The organism is Sinomicrobium weinanense, from assembly GCF_018863395.1.
In the GTDB taxonomy this organism is placed as follows: Bacteria; Bacteroidota; Bacteroidia; order Flavobacteriales; family Flavobacteriaceae; genus Sinomicrobium; species Sinomicrobium weinanense.
This window is the reverse complement of the sequence record NZ_JAHKRR010000001.1, coordinates 443,397-468,218: the sequence shown is the minus strand read 5'-3', so window position 1 is coordinate 468,218 and position 24,822 is coordinate 443,397. Positions and strand designations below refer to the sequence as shown.

Here is a 24,822-nt window from a genome sequence, read left to right as displayed (position 1 = left end):
AAGAGGATGCTCTAATTCTTTATTCTGCTCTTTTATCCCGGATAGCACCCCTTATATCCTTTATAACCTTGCTGGAAGAAATCCCTTTAATGCCTTCGTGCAATACCGGTGGTATTGCCCTTGATGACAAACTCCCGGGTTCCTCGTTTGTAGTCACATAGTCCGGGATTCTTCCTTTCCACAACATTACTCAAAATCCAGGCTTATCTGGGATTTTCCGGAGGTTTCCATGTTCCCGGCCTCTTTTTTTTCACCGAGAGTTTCTTCGTCCACCACATCCATATCTTCCGCCTCCACTTCTTCCGGCTCTTCATAAGGCAGCGGATCGAGGAGGTTTATTTGCTTCACTTTGTCGGTAGTAAGTTGATTTCCCTGGGCTTTTATACCTTTTACGGCAATAAAATCTTCCAGCTCTATCTTCAGGTTGTCCTTGGGTTCTTTTCCCCGTAGTTTCACAAATTCCACCTCAGCTACCGGCCGCCAGTCCGTCGATACTACTTCGAGCTGTGATTTCTGGTGTTCGGTGATAAACTGCTCTTCCCTGTTCTCGTTCTCTACAAGGAACCGCTTTATAAAATAACGCTCTTTTTCTCCATCGTAATAAATGGCGGATACGGGCTTTTTGGGGTTCCATTTTTCCAGGACCACCATATCGTCGTCAAAGTGTGTTGAAAGATCTGGTGATATGGTCTTCGCCATTCCGGACTGCGTAATGATAAGCAGCCTGTCATCGCCCCTGAACGCACCGAGAAGTTCTCCCCTTCCATCTACATTGAGGCGCTGCACGGTATCGTCGAACCATATTTTTCTTGGTTTGAGCGTAGAGACCCCTTTTTCCTTCAGCTCTACCCGTTTTACAGCATATTTGGTGACAATATTTCCCTTGGACTGCCTGCCTTTAATAATGATATCGGCAAAATCCAGGTCCCATTTCAGCTTTTTAATACTGCCTGCCTGCCGCAGGAATATGGTAACCATTTCGGCTTCCCCGTTGGGGTTGGCCGAGAAATAGAGGATATCGGAGTTCTTTTTACCCTGTGTCAGGTCGTATTCCCTGTCCCTGGTAACCGCGGTGACATGGAATCGTTTTATATAGCTTGCGCCGCCTTTACCATCCTTATAGATAAGATTGTAAACCGTTCGCTTGTCTTTTTTCTTGAATACAGCAACATGGATGATGTTCTTCCCGATAAAGGTCTTGGCCTCCACTTTGGTCACCACCATCTTTCCTTCCCCGGTAAACACGATAATATCGTCTATGTCGCTGCAATCGCATACGTATTCGTCCCTGCGGAGGGATGTTCCCACGAAGCCTTCTGCCCGGTTTACATAGAGTTTGGTATTGCGGATCACCACTTTGGTCGCCTCGATATCGTCGAATACCCGGATCTCTGTTTTTCGTTCCCGGCCTTCCCCATAGGTTTTCTTCAGCCTGCCAAAATAATCGATAGTATAGTCCACAAGGTGTTCCAGGTGGTGTTTAACCTGTGCTATTTCATCTTCCAGGGCATCGATCTTCTGCTGTGCCTTGTCTATATCAAATTTGGAGATCCGTTTTATCCTGATCTCGGTGAGCCTTACAATATCTTCTTCGGTCACCGGGCGCCTCAGGTGTTTTATATGAGGCTGCAACCCCTTGTCAATAGCACTTATAACACCTTCCCAGGTTTCTTCTTCTTCAATGTCCCGGTAGATCCTGTTTTCGATAAAAATACGTTCGAGGGAAGCGAAATGCCATTGCTCTTCGAGTTCCTGCAGCTGTATTTCCAGTTCCTGTTTCAGCAGTTGCACCGTATAATCCGTAGACCGCTTCAACATTTCGGAAACCCCGATAAACAGCGGTTTATTATCTTCAATAACACAGCCGAGGGGAGATATGGAAGTTTCGCAGGCCGTGAACGCATACAGCGCGTCAATGGTTTTATCCGGAGAAAGGCCGGAAGGCAGGTGCACCAGTATTTCTACCTCTGCCGCAGTATTGTCTTCAATCTTCTTGATCTTGATCTTTCCCTTCTCATTGGCCTTGAGGATGGAATCTATCAATGATGATGTATTGGAGCCGAAAGGGATCTGTGTAATGGCCAGGGTATTTTTTTCTACCTGTGCTATTTTTGCCCGCACTCTTACCCGTCCCCCGCGGATACCGTCGTTATAATTAGACACATCCATAATGCCCGCGGTAGGAAAATCGGGATAGAGCTTAAAGGATTTTCCTTTGAGGTGTTTTATGGAAGCGTCTATAAGTTCTATAAAATTATGCGGGAGTATCTTGGTAGAAAGCCCCACGGCGATCCCTTCTGCTCCCTGTGCCAGCAACAGCGGAAATTTCACAGGCAGGTTAACGGGTTCTTTTTTACGTCCGTCATAACTCTGCTGCCATTCGGTGATCTTGGGACTGTAGACGACTTCGAGGGCAAATTTGGATAATCGTGCCTCAATATAACGGGATGCTGCAGCACTGTCTCCCGTGAGTATGTTACCCCAGTTTCCCTGGGTGTCGATCAGGAGGTCCTTCTGCCCTACCTGCACCATGGCATCTGCTATACTGGCGTCGCCGTGCGGGTGGTACTGCATGGTGTGCCCTACAATATTGGCCACCTTGTTGTATCGTCCATCATCCAGTTCTTTCATGGAATGCAGGATACGGCGTTGCACAGGTTTAAAACCATCTTCTATGGCCGGAACAGCGCGTTCCAGGATCACATACGAAGCGTAATCCAGAAACCAGTCTTTGTACATGCCCGTTACCCGGGTAATGGAATCTGCATTCGCCTCTTCGTTGTTCAGGTCTTGATGTTCTGTATTTTCCTCCATTTACAGAGATTTATAAACTTTACGATACGGTTAGTCTTTTGTTGAAAAAAATAGTCGGATATACTGGGGGGATACTTGTAACGACATACGTTATTCTTCCTCGATCAGGTCCAGTTCCACTTTGAGATTGTTAATAATGAACTCCTGCCTGTCGGGTGTGTTCTTGCCCATATAAAATTCCAGCAGGCTCTCTATGGACATGGCCTTATCCAGCATAATCGGATCCAGCCGTATATCGTCTCCTATAAAATGTTTGAATTCGTCGGGGGAGATCTCACCGAGCCCCTTAAACCGGGTTATTTCGGGTTTTCCCTTTAGTTTGTTTATAGCTGCCTGTTTTTCTTCTTCGTTATAGCAATATATGGTTTCCTTTTTGTTCCTTACGCGAAACAACGGGGTTTGCAATATATAAAGGTGCCCTTCCTTGATGAGCTCGGGGAAAAACTGCAGAAAAAACGTAATGAGCAGCAAGCGGATGTGCATACCGTCTACATCGGCATCGGTAGCGATCACGATATTGTTGTAGCGAAGGTCTTCAAAAGATTCCTCGATATTCAACGCAGACTGCAGGAGATTGAACTCTTCGTTCTCATAGACTACTTTCTTGCTCATCCCGTAGGAGTTCAGTGGTTTTCCCCGGAGGCTGAACACGGCCTGGGTATTGACGTCCCTGGACTTGGTAATGGAACCGGAAGCAGAATCTCCCTCTGTAATGAACAGGGTGGAATCCAGCCTCTTGTCGTGCTTCATATTGGTGAGGTGCACCCGGCAGTCCCTGAGCTTCTTGTTGTGCAAGCTGGCTTTCTTAGCGCGTTCCCGGGCCAGTTTTCTGATACCGGACAGCTCTTTCCGTTCCCGTTCGGCCTGCAATATCTTGCGTTGCAGCTTTTCTGCGGTTTCCGGATTCTTATGAAGGTAGTTGTCTAGTTGTGTACCTATAAAATCATTGATAAAGGTCCTTACCGTGGGCAGGCCCTCTCCCATATCGGTCGATCCCAGCTTGGTTTTGGTCTGGCTTTCAAAGACAGGTTCCATCACCTTGACAGATACTGCAGCAATAATGGATTTCCGGATATCGGAAGCGTCATAGCTCTTCCCGTAGAAATCCCGGACGGTCTTTACCACGGCCTCGCGGAAAGCAGACAGGTGTGTCCCTCCCTGGGTAGTGTTCTGGCCGTTTACGAAAGAATGGTATTCTTCGCTATACTGTGTTTTGCTGTGGGTCACAGCCACCTCTATGTCATCTCCCCTCAGATGAATGATGGGATACAACATATCTTCCATATTGTTATTGTCTTCCAACAGGTCCTTGAGCCCGTTCTCCGAATAGAATTTCTCTCCGTTAAAAACTATGGTCAGTCCAGGGTTGAGATATACGTAATTCTTGAGCATTCGCTCTATATACTCGTTCCGGAACTTATAGTTCTTGAATATGGTCTCATCCGGTATAAAGGACACCTTGGTCCCCCTTCTCCTGGACGTTTCGGCAAGTTCTTCTTCATTGACCAGGTTACCGGTCTCAAATTCGGCAGATTTCGATTTGCCATCCCTGGTAGATTCTACCCGGAAGTAGGAAGAAAGGGCATTCACTGCTTTGGTACCCACACCGTTGAGCCCTACGGATTTTTTAAAGGCCTTGGAGTCGTATTTCCCCCCCGTGTTCATCTTGGAGACCACATCTACCACTTTTCCGAGGGGGATCCCCCTTCCGTAGTCGCGCACAATAACCTTATTGCCCTGTACACTGATCTCAATGGTCTTTCCGGCCCCCATCACAAATTCGTCGATACAGTTGTCTAATACCTCTTTCACAAGGATATAGATACCATCATCCGCGCTGGAACCGTCTCCCAGTTTACCGATATACATCCCGGGACGCATCCTTATATGCTCTTTCCAATCGAGTGAACGTATATTTTCTTCGGTATACTGAGACGTTTGCGACATTTTATAAGAAGTTTGGTTCTGACGCTAATATAGGAACTCCGCCTAAATTATGAAAGACGTAAAAATTAAATTAATCAACAACCGGAGTGGCAATATTGTTGATTATCGGGTGTTCGGGTATACGGGTTTGCGGATCCCCCCTCCCCTCCAAGGGGGAGGTTGTTTTAGTATAAGAACAATTTCGCATAAAAGGAGGAATAGCTCCCCCCTTGAGGGGGATACAGGGGGGTGTTCCCTCCAGATCACCAGAACACCCATTTATACATTAAACCGGAAGTGCATCACATCGCCGTCCTTAACGACGTATTCTTTACCTTCCACCCGCATTTTCCCGGCTTCCTTCACTTTGGCTTCACTGCCGTAGGTAACGTAATCGTCATAACCAATGACCTCGGCACGGATAAATCCTTTTTCGAAATCGGTGTGGATCACGCCCGCGGCCTGTGGTGCCGTAGCACCTACATTAACGGTCCACGCCCTGACTTCCTTGACCCCGGCCGTGAAATAGGTCTGCAGGTCCAGGAGTTTGTAAGCCGTCCTTATAAGCCGGGAAACCCCGGGTTCTTCCAGTCCTATGTCCTGAAGGAACATTTGCCGTTCTTCATAGTCTTCCAGTTCGGCTATATCTGCTTCGGTAGCCACGGCCAGCACAATGATCTCGGCATTTTCGTCCTTTACCACCTCTTTCACCTTTTCCACATAGGCATTGCCGTCTTTTGCCGAGGCCTCATCCACGTTACACACGTAAAGGATGGGTTTTGCCGTAAGCAACTGAAAACCTTTAATCAATTCCTCTTCTTCTTCGTTCACTTCTACCGCCCTGGCCGAAATGCCGCTCTCCAGTGCCGTTTTGAACTTTTGCAGTACCGCCTGTTCTTTCTGGGCATCCTTATCCCCGGTTTTTGCCGCCCGGTTTACTTTTTCTAGGCGCTTATCTACCGTTTCCAGGTCCTTGAGCTGCAATTCCATATCGATGGTCTCCTTGTCCCGTACCGGGTCTACACTGCCATCCACATGTACAATATTGCCGTTGTCGAAACAGCGCAGCACATGGATTATAGCATGGCATTCCCGTATATTACCCAAAAACTGGTTTCCCAGCCCTTCTCCTTTGCTGGCCCCTTTGACCAGGCCGGCAATATCCACTATTTCTACCGTGGCGGGCAATACCCTTTCGGGATTTACCAATTCCTCCAGCTTTTCCAGCCTGCTGTCCGGCACATTCACTACCCCGAGGTTCGGCTCTATGGTGCAGAACGGAAAATTGGCGCTCTGTGCCTTGGCATTGGACAAACAATTAAACAAGGTTGACTTTCCCACATTGGGCAATCCTACGATTCCGGCTTTCATTCTTTTATTTTTTTGCGACTGCAAATATAAGGGGAAATAACCATTATTTCTGAATACACTTTTCCATAATAAACTTCTTCACCCGAAAACAAAGCACAAAAAAACAACCCTCCCTTTTTATTTTTTACAATCTGCCCGAGCAAAAAAGAAATTTACACTTTAAAATAGTTAAAACATAAATATTATTTACATATTTTTAACATTAAAACAACACACTAACATTATAAACCATGAAGAAACTTTACTTATTGTTCTCCCTGATCGCCGGCTTACACATTGCCCACTCCCAAAAAACCGTTTCCGGTACGGTCACCAACGAAGGAGGCACTCCGCTGGCCGGAGTAAACGTTGTAGAAAAAGGAACAACAAATGGTACTACTACTGACTTTGACGGCAAATACGAGATCACAGTCCCCGAAGAGGCCATACTGATATTCAGCTATATCGGTTTTTCCACAGCGGAAATATCCGTGACCGGCCAAAATAATATTGACGTTTCACTTTCCGAAGGAGTAATGCTGGACGAGATCCAGCTCGTGGGATCGAGAAGCCCCAAACGGACAGCTACGGACACCCCGGTCGCCGTCGATGTGATAGACCTCGCCGAAGTCACCGAAAAGACCGGTCAGATCGAGGTTACCCAACTCCTGCAATACGTAGCACCATCTTTTAATGCCAACAAACAATCCGGTTCGGACGGGGCAGACCATATAGACCCCGCATCGCTCCGGGGCCTGGGCCCGGACCAGACCCTGGTGCTGATCAACGGCAAAAGAAGGCACCAGTCGTCCCTGATCAATATCTTCGGTACCCGCGGACGCGGAAATACCGGTACCGACCTCAACGCCATCCCCGCCGCGGCCATCAAGCGCATTGAAATACTCAGGGATGGCGCTTCGGCACAATACGGTTCGGATGCCATTGCCGGGGTGATCAATATTGTTCTGAAGGACAATATCGACGAACTCACAGGAAGCATAAGCTACGGTGCCTACAACACTAATGCGGACGGGGATTTCGACCAGTTTGGCGAATATGGCATGTGGAACACGGACGGATACCGGCTCGACACCGAAAAAGACGGCAACCAGATCGGAAAGGACAAGGATTTCGACGGCGGAAGCGTCAAGGTGGCCGCCAACTACGGCTTCGACATCGGAGAAAGTGGTTTTGCCAATATCACCACAGAATATATCAACAAAAACAAGACCCTGCGCCCTACGTTCGACTTTCGAAAAGGCTTTGGCGAAGCTGCCATAGAAGGATTTAATGTTATGGTAAACGCAGCCGTTCCGGTCACAGACAAAACCGAGATCTACCTCTTCGGGGGAAGGAATTATCGCGATACCGATGCCTATGCCTTTACCCGGAACAACCCCACGGAAAGGAACGTTACCGAAATATATCCGGACGGTTTTACCCCGAGGATAACATCTAACATTACAGATAATTCCGTTTCGGCAGGTATCCGGACCGAAACCGGCAGTGGCTGGAAAATAGACTTTAACAATACCTGGGGAAAGAATAACTTTCACTATTTTATAAAGGGGACATTAAATGCCTCCCTGCAAGAGATCTCTCCTACCGATTTTGATGCCGGGGGGCACAGCCTGAGTCAAAATACCACCAGTGTCAATTTTTCCAGGTACTACGACCATATCCTTCACGGTATGAACCTGGCCTTCGGACTGGAATACCGCACCGAGAATTTCGAAATATTCGCCGGGGAAGAAGGCTCCTGGGCCACTTATGACGAAAACGGTGTTGTGGTCACCGATCCTGCCAACCAAACCCTTCCCGTCGACCCTGTTACCGGAAATACCCGTCCCGGTGGTTCCCAGGGATTTCCGGGTTATGGGCCGGCGAACGAGATAGACCGCAACCGATCGAACTTTTCCCTCTACGCCGACGGGGAATTTGACCTGTCGGAAAGTTTTCTGGTGGCCGCTGCAGCTCGATTTGAAAATTACAGCGATTTCGGGAGTACCCTGAACGGAAAACTGGCCGCCAGGTTTAAGGCCACTGATAACATAAACCTTCGGGCATCCGTAAGTACCGGGTTCAGGGCACCTTCTCTTGCACAAATCTATTACAATCTCCGGTTTACCGATTTCCAGGGCGGACAGGCGGTCGAGACCTTGCTCTCACCCAACAACAGCCCGGTGACAAAATCTTTCGGAATAGATGACCTCAAAGAAGAAAAAGCGGTGAATGCGGCTGCCGGGGTCACCGCCAGTTTTGGTGAATTTACAGCTACTATTGACGGATACTGGATCAGTGTGGACGACCGTATCGTACTCACCGGAAATTTCCCTGCGCCACAAATAGAAAATGTAGAGCTCGCACAGTTCTTTGTCAACGGGGTAGATACCGAAACCAAAGGACTGGACATTATCCTGTCCTGGAAAAAACACTTTGATAAAAGCAGGTTTTCTGCTGTACTTACCGGGAATATCAACGATATGAAGATAAAAAAGGTAAATCACGGCGAACTGGACGAGCAGATATTTTTCGGGGAAAGGGACAAGGCCTTCCTGCTCGCTTCTGCTCCGGACAGTAAATTCAACCTGAGCCTTAACTACGGCATAAAATGGTTTGATGCCAACCTGGCCTTTACCCGCTTCAGTGAGATCGAACTTCTGGACTGGCAAATGTTTGAGCCCCTGGAAGACTTCGACAGTTTCGAACACCAGATCACGGAAGCTACGGACACCTACGACACAAAGGTCATCACCGACCTCAACCTCGGTTTCCGGCTTTGCGAAAACCTGAAACTCAATATCGGGAGCAACAACCTTTTTAACATATACCCTTCCCAACAGGACGACTGGTCAGAAAGCGGCGGGTACTGGGATTCCGTACAAATGGGTTTTAGCGGAGCTTTTTACTATGCCCGGCTGAATTTTAACTTTTAGCAACAGCATTCCATATGGACCGAAATAAACAAACCATGATCCGCAGAACAATTACGGATCATGGTTTTGTATTATAAACGGTCTTTTCTTTTTCCGAAAGACAATAAAAATTTCTTTATTTTTATCCAGACAACCTTTTTCATCATCCAAACATACCATAGCATGAACAGATTTTTACTATTTTCATTTTTGTTTTATGCCTTTTCACCCGTACACGCCCAGGAAAAAACTCAGAACATCGAGATCCGGTACGGAAATGTTTTTAAAAATGACGAACGGGAAATCCCCACCGATATCATCGGCCATGACAAAAACGGCTATTACCTGCTATACTCCGGAGGACGGTTCGGGCAAAAGAAAAACAAATCCATACGGAAATTCAGCCCCGATCTCGTGCCTGCCGGCGAAGAAATCGACCTGATCCCCGAAAACCAGGAAGGGGAATCCCAGACACTGGGAATTGCACAATTCGACGATAAAATTATCCACGTCTGGTCGCTTACCACCGAATCCTCAAAACAATTCTACTACCAGCTTGTCAACCTGGATAACTTTTCTCTGGAAGAAAGTGCGCTCATTACAGAAATAAAAGATGAAGAAAGCTATATTCACCAGGCTTACAACAGTTTTATCATTTCTCCGGACAGATCCAGAATATTCCTGTTATACAGCATGCCGGTCAAAAAAGGGCTAAAAGCAAAACTACACCTCAAAGTTTTCGACACGGGCTTCAGGGAGATAAACACCGAAGAATACGGCATCCCTGTACCTGACGACCAGTTTTCCATCCAAGATCTGTTCTTCTCTGAAGAAGGAGAACCCATGATCCTGGCCAAAAAATTCGACAGTCCCAGAACATTAAAGGAGGACCGAAAGAAGGGATATCAATATATGTTATACCGCCTAAAGGAAGGACAGTTTCAACAAATAGCCTCCATACCAATAGGAGACAAACATTTGCGGATCCTTGAACATGTATTTTTAAGCGATGGCTCGCTTGTACTCACCGGGTTCTACTCGGTTAAGAATATGTATGCTATTAGTGGCGTTTATTTTTCCAGGATCGACCTTAAGACCGGAAAAACAACAACAAAAGAACATTCGTTTGACGAAACATTTTACACCAAATTGATCGATAACGACAAAAAGAAGGCGCGTATATCAAAAAGGCTAAAAAAAGGAAAATTGGAAGCCCCTTTCTATCTAATGAGAAATTCTTTTCGCATGCCGGGCGATCACATCCTTCTCATGGCGGAACAGATCCATACCTTCACCCAGAATTTTGTTACCCGGTTTTTTCACGAAAACCTGGCTTTGGTAAAGCTCGACAGCAAAGGAAACCTGGCCTGGTCTAATCAAATTGCCAAAAAGAACATTAAAACCAATGTAGGCATCTACTCCTCGTATTATCCTGTAAAGAGAAATGATGACCTGTTTTTGCTATACAATGGCAATACGGCAAACCTCGGCCATCGTACAGGTCATGTCGCCAATTCATTTGCCCAGAACGGCAGGGCATTCATAGCAACCGAAGTCAAAAATGACGGGACTTATAAAAGACAGGTCCTGGCCACGAGAGAAGAAATGGAAGGGATTACCATTAGACCGTCCTTAGCAAACTGGATAAACGAAAATACCTTATTATTGTTCGGACAGGATATTGACAACTTGAAAAATCAGCGATTTTTAAAAATAATTTTCAAGCCTTAACAACGTGATTTAAACTTTTCTTTTCGAATTCAGTGTGTAGTACTTTTTACTAAGCCGGGCCTAATTTAACTTTTGAAATTAAACTTATTATTGTATATTTCACTGATCCCGAACTTAATACCAACAAAACCACTATAAAGTTATTATACACCGTGGAATTTCTGGAAACCCTATATCACGAGATCATCAACTTTTTAGGGATTTCCCAGGCCTGGGAAATCCTTAGCACTAAAAACTATGACGCCCTTAAAACCTATAATGGCATTGTTTCCCTGATCTCCCCCATTATCCCCCTGCTCATTATACTGGAACTGATCCTGGGGTTTATTTACAAGAAACCTCAAACCAAGGTGTATAAGGTCAATTTCATCATCTATATCTTTAATCGCTTCATCGGGAGGTTTATCTCCATTGCCATGGTAGCCTTTTGTATCGGCCTGTTTCAAAGCTATGCCCCTTTTCAAACCTCATTGACCTGGTACTGGTTTATCTACGGATATATCATTTGGGAATTCGGGCATTTCATTTATCATTACCTCGCTCATAAAGTCCGTATACTCTGGTGTCTGCATTCCACACATCATGCTCCGGAAGACATGAACCTATCCGTAACACACGCACATTTCTTTCTCGAAGCGCCTTATGCAGACACCATCCGGACCACAGTCTGCATCCTGGCCGGGCTACAACCGGAACTTTTATTTATCATCATGTTCATAGACGGAACATATGGGGCATTTATCCACGTAGGGGAAAATTTGTTAAAGGACGGCAGGCTGGGTTTTTTAAACCGTATTATTCTCACCCCTTCCCACCACAGGGTTCACCACGCAAAAAACCCTCTGTACATGGACACCAACTTCTGCAACCTGTTAAATATCTGGGACAAGGCATTGGGTACCTATCAAAATGAAATGGATGACATTAAAATCGAATACGGCATTACGCGTCAAATGGAATCCGGTAATTTCTTTGATGTCTATTTCGGGGAAATCACTGCATTGTTAAAAGATGTTTACAAGGCTCCCGGACTAAAAAACAAATTGTATTACCTGTTTATGCCGCCGGGATGGAGCCATACCGGTGACCATAAAACGGCCAGGATCGTAAGAAAAACATATTTGCAACGCAGCCGGTTAATTTCGGACCATATCAAATCGTAGTGCCCGATGATCTGAAAAAACATATATTAAGTGTATCAGTCGGCATTTCTTCAAACCGGCATCTTCTGAAAATTATTTTCAGACCTTGACAAATCAACGCTTTCCATCTATCGATTATAAGATGAAAATTCGTAATTTCGTCACTTTGTCCAAAAAGCTGTTTTTTAAGCATTTCTCATGACGAATTACGAAGAAAATATAGAAGTCCTCGGGGCCAGGGTTCACAACCTGAAAAACATAGATGTTACCATTCCACGGGAGAAGCTCGTAGTTATAACCGGGCTCTCCGGAAGCGGAAAATCCTCCCTGGCTTTCGATACCATTTATGCCGAAGGGCAACGCCGGTATATCGAGACTTTTTCGGCCTATGCCCGGCAATTCCTCGGCGGGCTGGAACGTCCGGACGTAGACAAGATAGACGGGCTTTCCCCGGTCATTGCCATAGAACAGAAAACCACTTCCAGGTCGCCCCGTTCCACCGTGGGCACCATTACGGAGATCTACGACTTTCTCCGGTTGCTCTATGCCAGGGCGGCAGACGCTTACAGCTACAACACCAACGAAAAAATGGTGAGTTACAGCGACGAGCAGATCAAAGACCTCATCCTGGAAGATTTTACAGGGAAACGGGTGTATATCCTGGCTCCGGTGATCAAATCCAGGAAAGGGCATTACCGCGAGCTCTTTGAACAGATCGCCAAACAGGGCTTCGTAAAAGTCCGCGTAGACGGAGAGATCAGAGACCTGGAAAAAGGTATGAAAGTAGACCGCTACAAGACCCACGATATAGAGATCGTCATAGACCGGCTCCAGGTCCACGAGGACGAAGAGTTTCAGAAACGGCTCATGGAGAGCATCAACACCGCCATGTATCACGGCGAGGATGTATTGATGGTCATGGAACACGGCAGTGAGCATGCCAGGTATTTTAGCCGGACGCTCATGTGCCCCACTACCGGTATCTCCTATCCCAACCCCGAGCCCAATACCTTTTCTTTTAACTCCCCAAAAGGCATGTGCCCGCATTGCAGCGGACTGGGCACGGTAAGGGAGATCAATCTCCAGAAGATCATCCCCAACCGCAATGCCACCATAAAATCGGGCGGTATTGCCCCACTTGGCGAATACAAAAAGTCCTGGATATTCAAACAGATAGAGATCATTGCGGAACGCTTCGGCTTTAAGCTCACTGACCCCATAAAAGATATTCCGGAAGAGGCCGTGAACATGATCCTCTACGGGGGTAATGAAAAATTTTCCGTCCCTTCAAAAACCCTGGGGATCACACGCGATTACAAGATCGATTTTGAAGGCATCATCAACTTTATCCAAAACCAGTACAAGGAGAACCCTTCAGCTTCCGTAAAGCGATGGGCCAAGGAATACATGGACAAGGTGGCATGCTCTGAATGCGGAGGTTCGCGGCTGCGAAAAGAATCACTTTACTTCAAAATAAACAATAAAAACATTGCCGAACTCGCCTCCATGGACATTGCCGACCTGGCGAAGTGGTTTGACGAATTGCTCGGGCACCTGTCTGAAAAGCAATTCAAAATAGCCGAAGAGATCGTCAAGGAGATCAATTCCCGGTTGAGCTTTCTACTGGATGTAGGCCTGAATTACCTCGCCCTGAACCGGGGGTCCAAATCCCTGTCCGGAGGAGAGGCCCAGCGCATTCGCCTGGCCACACAGATAGGCTCCCAGCTCGTAGGTGTGCTCTATATCCTGGACGAGCCCAGCATAGGATTGCACCAGCGCGATAATGAACGGCTCATCAATTCCCTGCAATCCCTGAGGGATATCGGAAATTCGGTGATCGTGGTAGAACACGACAAGGACATGATAGAACGGGCAGACCACGTGATCGATATCGGGCCCATGGCCGGACGGCACGGAGGAGAGATCATTTCTCAGGGGCATCCGGAAGAACTGAAAAAACACCACACCCTTACGGCCGACTACCTGAATGGCACCAAAAATATAGAGATTCCCGCAAAAAGGAGAAAAGGCAACGGCAATTCCATTGTGCTGAAAGGCTGCACGGGGAACAACCTCAAAAATGTGGACGTGGAATTTCCTCTCGGTAAAATGATCGGAGTTACCGGTGTATCCGGAAGCGGAAAATCTACCCTGATCAATGAGACGCTCTACCCTATCCTCAACGCTCATTTTTTCAATGCCGTTAAAAAACCCATGCCCTACAAAAGTATTAAGGGGCTGGAACATACAGATAAGGTCATCGACATCAACCAATCGCCCATAGGAAGAACACCGCGGTCCAACCCGGCTACCTACACCGGGGTATTCAGCGAAATAAGGAATCTCTTTGCCAAAACCCCCGAGGCCATGATACGGGGATATAAACCCGGGCGTTTTAGTTTTAATGTGGCCGGAGGAAGGTGCGAAACCTGCCAGGGTGCCGGGGTAAAGGTCATAGAAATGAACTTCCTGCCCGATGTCTACGTAGACTGTGAGACCTGCCAGGGCAAACGGTTCAACCGGGAAACACTCGAAATACGGTACAAGGGAAAATCCATTTCCGATGTGCTTAACATGACCATCAACGAATCTGTTAAATTCTTTGAGAACATCCCGAAGATCTACCGGAAACTCAAGACCATACAGGATGTAGGCCTGGGCTATATTACCCTCGGGCAACAGTCTACCACACTCTCGGGAGGAGAGGCGCAGCGCATTAAGCTCGCAACAGAACTTTCCAAACGCGACACCGGGAACACCTTTTACATCCTGGACGAACCCACCACAGGCCTTCATTTCGAAGACATCAGGGTATTGATGGATGTACTTAACAAACTGGTAGACAAGGGCAATACCGTACTTATTATAGAACACAACATGGACGTCATAAAAATAGCGGACCACCTCATCGATATCGGGTATGAAGGCGGAAAAGGAGGCGGACAGGTCGTAGCGACCGGAACCCCAGAAGAAGTAGTGAATCATCCCAGGAGTTACACGGCAAAGTTTCTGAAAAAAGAACTACATTAGGCCTCGAGGTCTCGATACACCGCTCCTGCGTCGCGGCACTCGACCTGACGGTACTAAGTATTATAAGACTACCCGTCGTCACTTCGAGTAGGAAATCCAAGCCGCCTGAGCGGCATGGAATCCCGTATCGAGAAGCGGATCTGGCACATAAAACAAAAAATAATTGATTAACCTGAATTAAAAACATGGGCAAACAACATCTTCACAAAGGCTGGAACGAAATAAAGACCAATGATTCCTGGGCCATATTCAAGATCATGGGCGAATTTGTAAACGGTTTTGAGAAAATGAGCCGGATCGGCCCCTGTGTCTCCATTTTCGGGTCGGCCAGGACACAGGCCGGGGACAAATATTACGACCTTGCCCAAAAGATCGCCTATAAGATCGTAAACCACGGTTACGGAGTAATCACCGGCGGAGGGCCCGGCATCATGGAGGCGGGCAACAAAGGGGCACACCTCGGTGGCGGTACTTCCGTAGGCCTCAACATAGACCTCCCCTTCGAACAGCACGACAATCCGTATATCGACAGTGACAAAAACCTGAATTTCGATTATTTCTTCGTCCGCAAGGTCATGTTTGTCAAATATGCCCAGGGATTTGTGGTCATGCCCGGCGGATTTGGTACCATGGACGAACTTTTTGAAGCCATAACCCTCATACAAACCAAAAAAATTGATAAATTTCCCATCATTTTGGTCGGGTCCGAATTTTGGGAAGGGCTTTTTGAATGGGTCAGGACTACCCTCATGGAAGCACATGGCAATATCAGCCCCCAGGATATGGACCTTGTAAAAATTGTAGATACTGAAGATGAAGTACTGGAGATACTAGATTCCTTTTACAGAGAGTCCAACCTCAGTCCTAACTTTTAAAATAAAATGCCACAACGATATAAAAGTTTTACACATATCTCACATAAATGCCGGTTATCTGCAGTTTTGCAGCATTCCCTCATTCTCATGGCCTGCATTCTTATCCTCCCGTTAGCCGGATTGCAGGACCTTGAGGCGCAAAACCGGCAAACCATCGTGGCCAGGCTCCTCCCCGAGAGCAGGACCATTAATATCCAGCAGGAGATCGTATTCCACAATCGTTCGCAGGACACGCTAAATTCCATTTATCTCTCGGACTGGAACAATGCATACTCCGGAAAAAACACCGCGTTGGCCAAGAGGTTTGGCGAGGAGTTTGACAAAAGCCTGCACCTGGCCAAAAACAAAGTAAGAGGACACACCAAGATCATTTCCATTGTAGATAAAAACTTCAACCCCATCGAATGGGAACGCCTGGACTCCGAGGACATTATAAAAACCCAACTGAACTTCCCCGTTTACCCGGGTGACGATTTTTTGTTGAAGCTCTCCTATTCCGTAAAGATCCCTTCTGCCGAATTTACGAGATACGGCCACGAAGAGAATGGAGATTTCAATCTCAGATACTGGTATATTACCCCGGCAGTATATAATGACGACTGGGTACTGTACAGCAACAAGAACCTGGACGACCTTTATATGGACAAAACCAACTACGTAGTGGTATTTAACTATCCCGGGGGGTATTCCCTGAATACCGATCTCGACCTGGTGGAATCCAAAAAAATAGACCAGCTGCAACAGGCGGTCTTTACCGGTCAGAAAAGGAATGATATAAAGCTATACCTGGAAAAAGACAACAGCTTCGAAACCTTTACCAACACCGACCTGTCCCTCATTACCAATATTGCTTCCAAAGACCTGACTCCTGAGATCAAAACACTGACAGCAGACCGGATCATCCATTTCATCTATGATCATCTGGGCACCTACCCGCACCCCAGGCTCCTGGTCACCGAAACCGAATACAGGAAAACCCCGCTCTACGGACTTAATCAGCTACCCGCCTTCTTAAGCCCGTTCCCGGAGGAATTCCAATATGAATTAAAACTCTTAAAAGCCACACTAAACAACTACCTGGAAAACACCCTCTTCCTGGACACCCGGAAAGACAAATGGATCGCCGATGCCATACACACCTACCTGATGATCAAATACATCGAAGAATTTTACCCCGACATGAAATTAATGGGGAAATTCTCCGACATCTGGCTGGTGCGAAGTTTTCACCTGGCCAAAATGGGCTTTAACGAACAATACCCTTTGCTGTTTATGCTCATGGCCAGTAAAAATATAGACCAGTCGCTGGCCACACCCAAGGACAAACTTATAAAGTTCAATGAAAAAATAGCCGGAAAATACAAGGCAGGCCTGGGGCTTGTATACCTCGAAAACTATCTTGGAGACGGTAGTATCCCGGAAAAGATAAAAGCGTTTTACCACGATTACCGCCTGCAATATGTCAGCGCCACGGACCTTGAGAAAAATCTCAAAGAGGACACACCCAAAAGTATCGACTGGTTTTTCGACGAATATGTAAGCACCCGGCACAAAATAGATTTTACCATCAAAAAGGTAAAGAAAAACGAAGACTCCATCACGGTAACTATAAAGAACAAAAGACGGGCCAATGTTCCGGTATCCCTGTTCGGGGTGAGGAATGACACCGTACTCTCCAAATACTGGTTTGAAAACATTATCGGGGAAAAGACGTTCCGCATCCCCAACAATAACGAAAAGAGGCTGGTGCTCAACTACGACAAGATCATCCCCGAGTTCAACCAGCGCGATAACTGGAAATCCCTCAACGGTTTTTTCTCCCAGAACAGAAAATTGAAGTTCCAGTTTTTCAAGGATGCAGAAAACCCTTACTACAATCAGATATTTTACGTCCCTACGGCTTCTTACAACTTCTACGACGGTATCGTCGCCGGAATGCGGCTGCACAATAAGACGCTCACCACCAAGCCATTTCTCTACAACCTTATTCCCTCTTATGCTACCAAAGAAAAAGCACTGGTCGGATCCGGGCTCATCGCATTCAGGAACTACCTGGATATGGACAACCTGTACCTGGCTACCTTTTCGGTAAGCGGATCCAGCTACCACTACGCCAAAGACTTGCGATACAGCACCATAACACCCGCCATAAGCCTTGCATTCCGCACCGATGATTTTCGTTCGAACAAAAGGGAATCCCTCACTTTCCGGTTTGTCAACGTTATGCGCCAGAAAAACGAGATCATCGATACCGACGATATCGATCCTGATTACAGTGTGTTCAATACCCGTTATTCATATTCGAACAATGGTATTATCAATCATTTTTCATGGTTTACGGACCTTCAGATAGCCAATAATTTCTCCAAGCTCTCCGTAGATCTCGAATACAGGAAATTGTACCAGAACAACCGGCAGCTCAACCTGAGGCTGTTTGCCGGAAAATTTATATACAACGATACCAGTTCCGACTATTTCAGCTTTGCCCTCGATCGCCCCACGGACTATCTTTTCGATTTCAATTACCTCGGCAGGTCGGAAACCACCGGGATACTCAGCCAGCAGATCATCATTGCAGAAGGAGGGTTCAAGTCGAAATTCGAGAACCCTTATGCCAATAACTGGATGGTCACGGCCAATGCCAGTTTTAATCTCTGGAAATGGGTAGAGCTCTACGGGGATATCGGCTGGATGAAAAGCAAGCTGCAATCGGGACGCTTTATCTATGATTCCGGTATACGCCTGAACCTGGTCACCGATTACTTCGAACTGTATTTTCCCCTCTACTCCAGCAACGGATGGGAACTGGGACAGCCCAGGTATGACCAGAAAATACGCTTTATCGTCACCCTGCAACCCAAAACACTCCTCGGGCTCTTCACCCGGAAATGGTTCTGATCCCGACAGGAACAAACATCTGCGAAAATCCGCGGGATCTGCGGGAGCAAAAAACAGATCAACCATAATCTATATCCCCATAACCTCTAATTCCATTATATTTGCCACGCTTAATTTAAACCCGGATAATGGATATAGAAAAACAACTACACCAAAGAAGTGGTTCTACCTGTGAACTCAGCGGTGCAACAGACAATTTACATGTTTACGAGATCCCTCATTCTCCCGTAGAGGGCGCAGATGCCTGTATATTGATCAGTGCAACCTGTCTCGAACAAATACAAAACCCCGAGACCATGGACCCCAACCACTGGCGGTGCCTCAATGACAGCATGTGGAGCAGCGTTCCCGCTGTACAGGTCATGGCATGGCGCCTGTTGCAACGATTAAAATCCGAAGGCTGGCCGCAGGACCTGCTCGACATGATGTACCTTGACGAAGAAACCCTCGCCTGGGCATCAGCTTCAGGCGAAGAACAGGAAGAAGGCAACAACGTAAAGCACCTGGACAGCAATGGGGCTGTTCTGGAGACCGGAGATACCGTTGTACTCATTAAAGACCTGAATGTAAAAGGCACTTCCTTTACTGCAAAAAGAGGGACAGCCGTAAGAAGGATCTCCCTCGTACACGATAATCCCGAACAGATCGAAGGTAAAATAGATGGTCAGCAGATCGTGATCCTCACGAAATTTGTAAAAAAGACATGATTTTTCCGAACCGGGAATACCCACATCCTAATTTTAAATAATATTCAACAAAAATCCCGTATATAAATATATATTGACTTTTTGTTAAAAAAACATATTTAAAATTATCAAAACCTCATATTTTGATCCCTCTACGGCCTTGCAAAAAAGGAATGTTTTCCTTACTTTTGTAATCCTTTAAAATAACGATATGCATCCCGAAACAGATTCTCAAAAAGACATTACCTTCAACGATTTCAAAACCCAGGTCCTGCACGATTACAGGATAGCGGTTATAAGCCGCGAATGCAGCCTGCTCGGAAGAAGGGAAGTGCTTACGGGAAAAGCCAAATTCGGTATTTTCGGTGACGGGAAAGAAGTTCCCCAGCTGGCTATGGCCAGGGCTTTCAGGAATGGGGATTTCCGCAGTGGTTATTACAGGGACCAAACCTTTATGATGGCCATTGAGGAACTCAGTCCTCAACATTTTTTTGCCGGACTTTATGCCCACACCGACATAGAAAAGGAACCCATGAGTGCCGGAAGACAAATGGGAGGGCATTTTATTACACATAACCTTCAGGAAGACGGAAGCTGGAAAGACCTTACCCAACAGAAAAACAGCAGTAGCGATATTTCCCCTACCGCGGCACAAATGCCCCGTTTGCTCGGACTTGCCCAGGCCTCCAAAATATACAGGAAGGCTCAGGAAATAGACAGCAGCAATTTTTCTGTAAACGGTAATGAAGTAGCCTGGGGTACTATCGGTAACGCCAGTACCAGCGAAGGGCTTTTCTTCGAAACCATAAATGCAGCCGGGGTATTACAAGTACCTATGGTGATCAGCGTCTGGGACGATATGTACGGTATTTCCGTACATGCCAAATACCAGACCACCAAGGAAAGTATTTCCGAGGTACTGAAAGGCTTTCAGCGGGACGACAAACCGGGTTATGAGATCATTACCGTAAAAGGCTGGGACTATCCCGCACTGGTGGAAGCCTATGAAAATGCGGGCAAACTGGCCCGGGAAGAACATGTTCCTGTCCTGATTCACGTTATAGAACTCACCCAGCCACAAGGGCACTCCACTTCCGGATCGCACGAACGTTACAAGGACAAGGAAAGGCTGGAATGGGAAAAAGCATATGATTGTAACCTTAAAATGCGGGAATGGCTCATCGACAACGGCTTTGCCACCGAAGAAGACCTCATTACACTTGAAAAAGAAGTGAAAAAGGAGGTCCGGGAAGCCAAAAAAGAAGCCTGGGCCGCATTTACCACTCCTATAAAGAACAAAAAGAAAGAGGCCGTTGCCTTGCTGGACAACCTGGCCGGCAGAAGCGCCAACAAATCTTTTATCAGCAAGTTAAAAAATGACCTTATTGCCATAGACGAGCCCGTAAAAAAGGATCTTCTTTCCCTGACCAGGCGCGCCCTGAGGTATGTGATCCACGAACCGTCTGAAGAAAAGGAAAAACTGGCCGGATGGATCAAAAACTACCTGGCGGAAGAGCAGCCTCATTACAGCTCTTACTTATATAGCGAACTTCCGGATAAAGCAACCTCAATATCGGAGGTAGCACCCGAATACAACGACGATACCGAGCTTGTGGACGGACGTATTGTGATACGGAACAACTTTGACAAACTCTTTTCCAAATACCCCAATGCCCTGGTTTTCGGCGAAGACAGCGGTAATATCGGTGATGTAAACCAGGGACTGGAAGGACTCCAGAAAAAATACGGGGATATACGCGTAGCCGACACCGGTATCCGCGAAGCCACCATACTCGGGCAAGGTATCGGACTGGCCCTCAGGGGGCTCAGGCCCATTGCAGAAATACAATATCTGGACTATATCCTGTACGCCCTGCAGACCATGAGCGACGACCTGGCAACGCTTCGTTACAGGACCCTGGGCAGGCAAAAGGCCCCGGTAATTGTCAGAACAAGAGGGCACCGCCTCGAAGGAATATGGCACGCTGGCTCTCAAATGGGAGGACTTATCCATTTGTTGCGGGGCATATATATTCTTACCCCCAGGAATATGACCAAGGCAGCCGGGTTCTACAATACTCTGATGGAAAGCGACGAACCTGCACTGATCATTGAAAGCCTTAACGGGTACAGGCTAAAAGAACGCCTTCCCGAAAATCTCGGAGAATTCAAAACCCCGATAGGAAAAGTCGAAGTCGTTAAAGAAGGTACTGACATTACCCTCCTCTCCTATGGCTCTACGTTCAGGATCGTGGAACAGGTAGCCCAAGACCTGCTCGGGGTAGGCATCAATGCAGAAGTCATCGATGCGCAGACCCTCCTGCCTTTCGATATCCACCATGAGACCGTAGAAAGTGTTAAAAAAACCAACCGCCTGCTGATCATCGATGAAGATGTTCCGGGAGGTGCATCGGCATATCTCATGCAGGAAGTCCTGGAAAAACAAGGTGCATACCGCTATCTTGACAGCGTACCGCAAACCCTTACCGCACAACCGCACAGGCCTGCTTACGGAACCGATGGCGATTATTTTTCCAAACCCAATGCAGAAGATATTTTCGAAAAGGTTTACAGTATTATGAACGAAACCGATCCGAAAAAATATCCCGGGTTAAGATAACCTCGGGCCTTTAAATTTTACTTTCTCATTATTTTATTGCGATTACAGCTTCCTCAGGATGACATGTACCGGTTTTACATCATATTCCCGAAAGGGTTACGGGTAAAAATGGCATTAAAACAATCCTGGCAATCAAAAAAATTCTTTCCCCGTAGGATTTTTTGGCTATAATTCTTTTCTTTAAGGACAATTAAATCGCTATGGCATTCCCGCATTAGCAAATGAAACCGGGAACCCCTTCCGGAGAGAGAGGCAAATGTTTTTTTTAAATATTCGCACCGTGAAGAACAGGAAAGCCTGGTTTATATTTTTGTTTTTACACTTATGAACATTACCACCGAAAATATTTTACTCATAGGCTCGGCCCTGCTTTTTATCAGTATACTTGCCGGAAAAACCTCATACCGGGTAGGGCTGCCCACACTTATACTATTCCTTGCCGTAGGTATGCTGGCCGGCTCCGAAGGCCTGGGAGGCATTTATTTTGACGACCCAAAAGCTGCCCAATTCATAGGGATTGTATCCCTGAACTTCATTCTGTTTTCCGGGGGACTGGATACCAACTGGAAAACTATAAAACCCATTTTCTGGCAGGGTATATCCCTCTCCACCCTTGGTGTATTGATCACAGCCACTTCCCTGGGAGTCTTTATATGGGCCATCACCGATTTTTCTATTTACGAAGGCCTGTTGCTAGGCGCCATCGTATCGTCTACCGATGCCGCGGCCGTATTTTCCATTTTGCGGTCCAAGAACATCGCCCTGAAAACCAACATCCGCCCCACCCTGGAGCTCGAAAGCGGAAGTAACGACCCCATGGCCTATTTCCTCACCATTGCTTTCCTCGGACTGGTTATCAACCAGGATGAAAGCCTGTGGACCATCGTCCCGTTATTTTTTAAACAGATAACACTGGGTGCACTGCTCGGATTTCTCTTTGGTAAGGCTGGAAAATTTGTCATCAACAAGATCAATATAGACTTTGAAGGTTTATATCCCGTTCTGGCCATTGCCGTGATGTTCTTTACCTTTTCGGCCACGGATTTTCTGGGAGGTAACGGATTTCTGGCGGTTTACCTTTGCGCTGTTTACCTGGGAAACCAGGATATCATCCATAAAAAGACCATCATGCGTATGTTTGACGGGCTGGCCTGGTTAATGCAGATCGCCCTGTTCCTCACTCTGGGGCTGCTGGTCTACCCAAGCCATATCCCCCCTATCCTGGGGATCGGCCTTCTCATATCTGTTTTCCTTATATTCATTGCCCGCCCGGTTAGCGTATTTATCAGCCTTATGTTCTTTAAAATGAAATTCCGGAGGCGGTGGTATATTTCCTGGGTAGGACTTCGGGGCGCCGTTCCCATAGTTTTTGCCACCTATCCCCTCCTTGCGGGGATCGACAAGGCCGACGTCATATTCAATATCGTATTTTTTATTTCGGTCACTTCCGTACTCGTACAGGGAACCACGCTGTCTGTGGTGGCCAAATGGCTGCATGTAGCCCTTCCGCAAAAAGTAAAGCGCAAAACCCCGGTAGACCTTTTTCTCTCCGACAGCGCCAAATCTGCCCTGGAAGAGATCAATCTACAACAGGGCAACCCCTCGGTAGGCAAAAAGATCGTGGATCTCCACTTTCCCAAAAACGCCATTATTGCTATGATTAAACGAAACGGAAAATTCATTACGCCAAACGGAACTACGGTACTGGAGACCGGGGATTCCCTTATAGTACTTGCCGAAAACAAAGATGGACTGGAGCAGGTACACGATTGCCTGCACGCCTACGGATCGAAATTGGATATATAATCGACCACACATAAATTAAGGGGCCAGCATTTCCGGGTTTTGCTTTATCCGTTAAATACCAATACAAAATATCCATTTGTCACTTTTCTTATGCCTGACGTAAAAAGCAGACTATACATCACCCTGAACTTGTTTCTGGGTCTCATGATGACTGGTCTGATCAGCATGGTGGAATGCTGAAACAACCCTTCGACTGCACCCAGGGTGACAATTCAACATGACGAATTACACGACTTTTTAGAAGACAGCCTCGCTAAAGATCAACGGCCGAACTCCATTTGAACAAAATAATGCATCGCCTTTTGCAGGAACCGGCCAAATGCAGGGTTGGGCACCCCTTCCACCTCCGTATACCTTTCGTCCTGCACGTAAAGGTCGCCGAGGCCCTTATAACCTTCCGCCCTGCTCCCTTCCGGATTTCCCCAGAAACGCATAACATACTCGTAATGCCTGCGGATTTCGGTCTGTACCTCAGCACTGGTGTGATCTTTACTACTCAATGAAGCGAGTTTCTCTATGTTGGCTTTAAACCCGTCCTGCAAGGCCTTAAAATCATCCCTGCTCATTTTAAGCAGTTGTTCTTCGCCATGCTTTACCTGGTTTGGCCATTTTTCCCGGGCTTCCTTTCTCCAGGTTTCGGCCTGTTCCTTCGGAAGGCCCCTGTATAAATCTTCCGGTTTTATCATTTTCCTGTTTTTTAGATTGGATATTGTTTGGTTAATGGTAGTCATCAAAGTACTTATCCGCTTTTTTTCTTCCGAAAGGCGGTACTTATGCATCTGAAGCGCCTGTACAAGATCAAATTCCGGATCGTCCAGCACTTCCCTGATCTCCGACAGCTTAAATCCTAATTCTTTGTAGAAAAGGATCTGTTGCAGGCGGAGCAGGCCATCCTTTCCATACATTCTGTACCCTGCAGTAGTACGGACCGATGGCTTCAACAGGCCGATATGATCGTAATGATGTAGTGTACGCACACTAACACCCGCCATTTGGGCCAGCCTTTTTACCGAATGATACTTCATGATT

At 46.7% G+C, this 24,822-nt stretch carries 13 protein-coding genes; 9 read left to right on the top strand and 4 right to left on the bottom strand.

All coding sequences use genetic code 11. From position 1 onward, the window contains the following. Positions 1–186: 186 nt before the first annotated feature. The 3 genes from KN811_RS02000 to ychF all read right to left on the bottom strand — a co-directional run bounded on the left by KN811_RS02000 (position 187) and on the right by ychF (position 6,111). Entirely contained in the window at positions 187–2,814 is a 2,628-nt protein-coding gene (locus KN811_RS02000; RefSeq protein ID WP_187966139.1) for a DNA gyrase/topoisomerase IV subunit A, read from the bottom strand. Between the two features lie 90 nt (positions 2,815–2,904). Beyond that, on the bottom strand, positions 2,905–4,761 hold the full coding sequence (locus tag KN811_RS01995; protein WP_187966140.1) for a DNA topoisomerase IV subunit B: 1,857 nt from the start codon (positions 4,759–4,761) through the stop codon (positions 2,905–2,907). 258 nt (positions 4,762–5,019) lie between these two features. Beyond that, positions 5,020–6,111 carry a redox-regulated ATPase YchF gene (gene ychF, locus KN811_RS01990; RefSeq protein WP_187966141.1) on the bottom strand — a complete coding sequence of 364 codons (1,092 nt, stop codon included), beginning with the start codon at positions 6,109–6,111 and terminating at the stop codon, positions 5,020–5,022. Between the two features lie 230 nt (positions 6,112–6,341). Between ychF and KN811_RS01985 the strand changes: the two genes are divergently transcribed. From KN811_RS01985 to KN811_RS01945, 9 genes are all read left to right on the top strand, one after another. After that, complete coding sequence (locus tag KN811_RS01985) at positions 6,342–9,026, top strand: TonB-dependent receptor (RefSeq protein ID WP_187966142.1); 2,685 nt, start codon at positions 6,342–6,344, stop codon at positions 9,024–9,026. A gap of 162 nt (positions 9,027–9,188) precedes the next feature. Next, positions 9,189–10,736 (top strand): hypothetical protein, encoded by a 1,548-nt coding sequence (locus tag KN811_RS01980; RefSeq protein ID WP_216334647.1) that lies wholly within the window; start codon positions 9,189–9,191, stop codon positions 10,734–10,736. Between the two features lie 152 nt (positions 10,737–10,888). Next, positions 10,889–11,899: a sterol desaturase family protein gene (locus tag KN811_RS01975; protein ID WP_187967648.1), complete on the top strand. Its 1,011-nt coding sequence runs from the start codon at positions 10,889–10,891 to the stop codon at positions 11,897–11,899. A 177-nt stretch (positions 11,900–12,076) separates the two neighbouring features. After that, the gene (uvrA, locus tag KN811_RS01970; RefSeq protein ID WP_187967649.1) at positions 12,077–14,908 is read left to right on the top strand and encodes an excinuclease ABC subunit UvrA; all 2,832 of its coding nucleotides are present in this window, start codon (positions 12,077–12,079) and stop codon (positions 14,906–14,908) included. Between the two features lie 185 nt (positions 14,909–15,093). Then, positions 15,094–15,783: an LOG family protein gene (locus KN811_RS01965; RefSeq protein WP_187967650.1), complete on the top strand. Its 690-nt coding sequence runs from the start codon at positions 15,094–15,096 to the stop codon at positions 15,781–15,783. An 87-nt stretch (positions 15,784–15,870) separates the two neighbouring features. Continuing rightward, the gene (locus tag KN811_RS01960; RefSeq protein ID WP_216334646.1) at positions 15,871–18,681 is read left to right on the top strand and encodes a gluzincin family metallopeptidase; all 2,811 of its coding nucleotides are present in this window, start codon (positions 15,871–15,873) and stop codon (positions 18,679–18,681) included. Positions 18,682–18,809: 128 nt separating this feature from the next. Next, entirely contained in the window at positions 18,810–19,388 is a 579-nt protein-coding gene (locus KN811_RS01955) for a PhnA domain-containing protein (protein WP_187967777.1), read from the top strand. A gap of 190 nt (positions 19,389–19,578) precedes the next feature. Beyond that, positions 19,579–21,987: an alpha-ketoacid dehydrogenase subunit alpha/beta gene (locus KN811_RS01950; RefSeq protein WP_216334645.1), complete on the top strand. Its 2,409-nt coding sequence runs from the start codon at positions 19,579–19,581 to the stop codon at positions 21,985–21,987. Between the two features lie 324 nt (positions 21,988–22,311). Continuing rightward, the gene (locus KN811_RS01945; protein WP_187967504.1) at positions 22,312–23,793 is read left to right on the top strand and encodes a potassium/proton antiporter; all 1,482 of its coding nucleotides are present in this window, start codon (positions 22,312–22,314) and stop codon (positions 23,791–23,793) included. 260 nt (positions 23,794–24,053) lie between these two features. Here the strand turns inward: KN811_RS01945 and KN811_RS01940 are convergent, their stop codons facing one another. Further along, a complete protein-coding gene (locus KN811_RS01940; RefSeq protein WP_187967503.1) occupies positions 24,054–24,818 on the bottom strand; it encodes a MerR family transcriptional regulator in 765 nt (254 codons plus the stop codon). Positions 24,819–24,822: the final 4 nt, after the last annotated feature.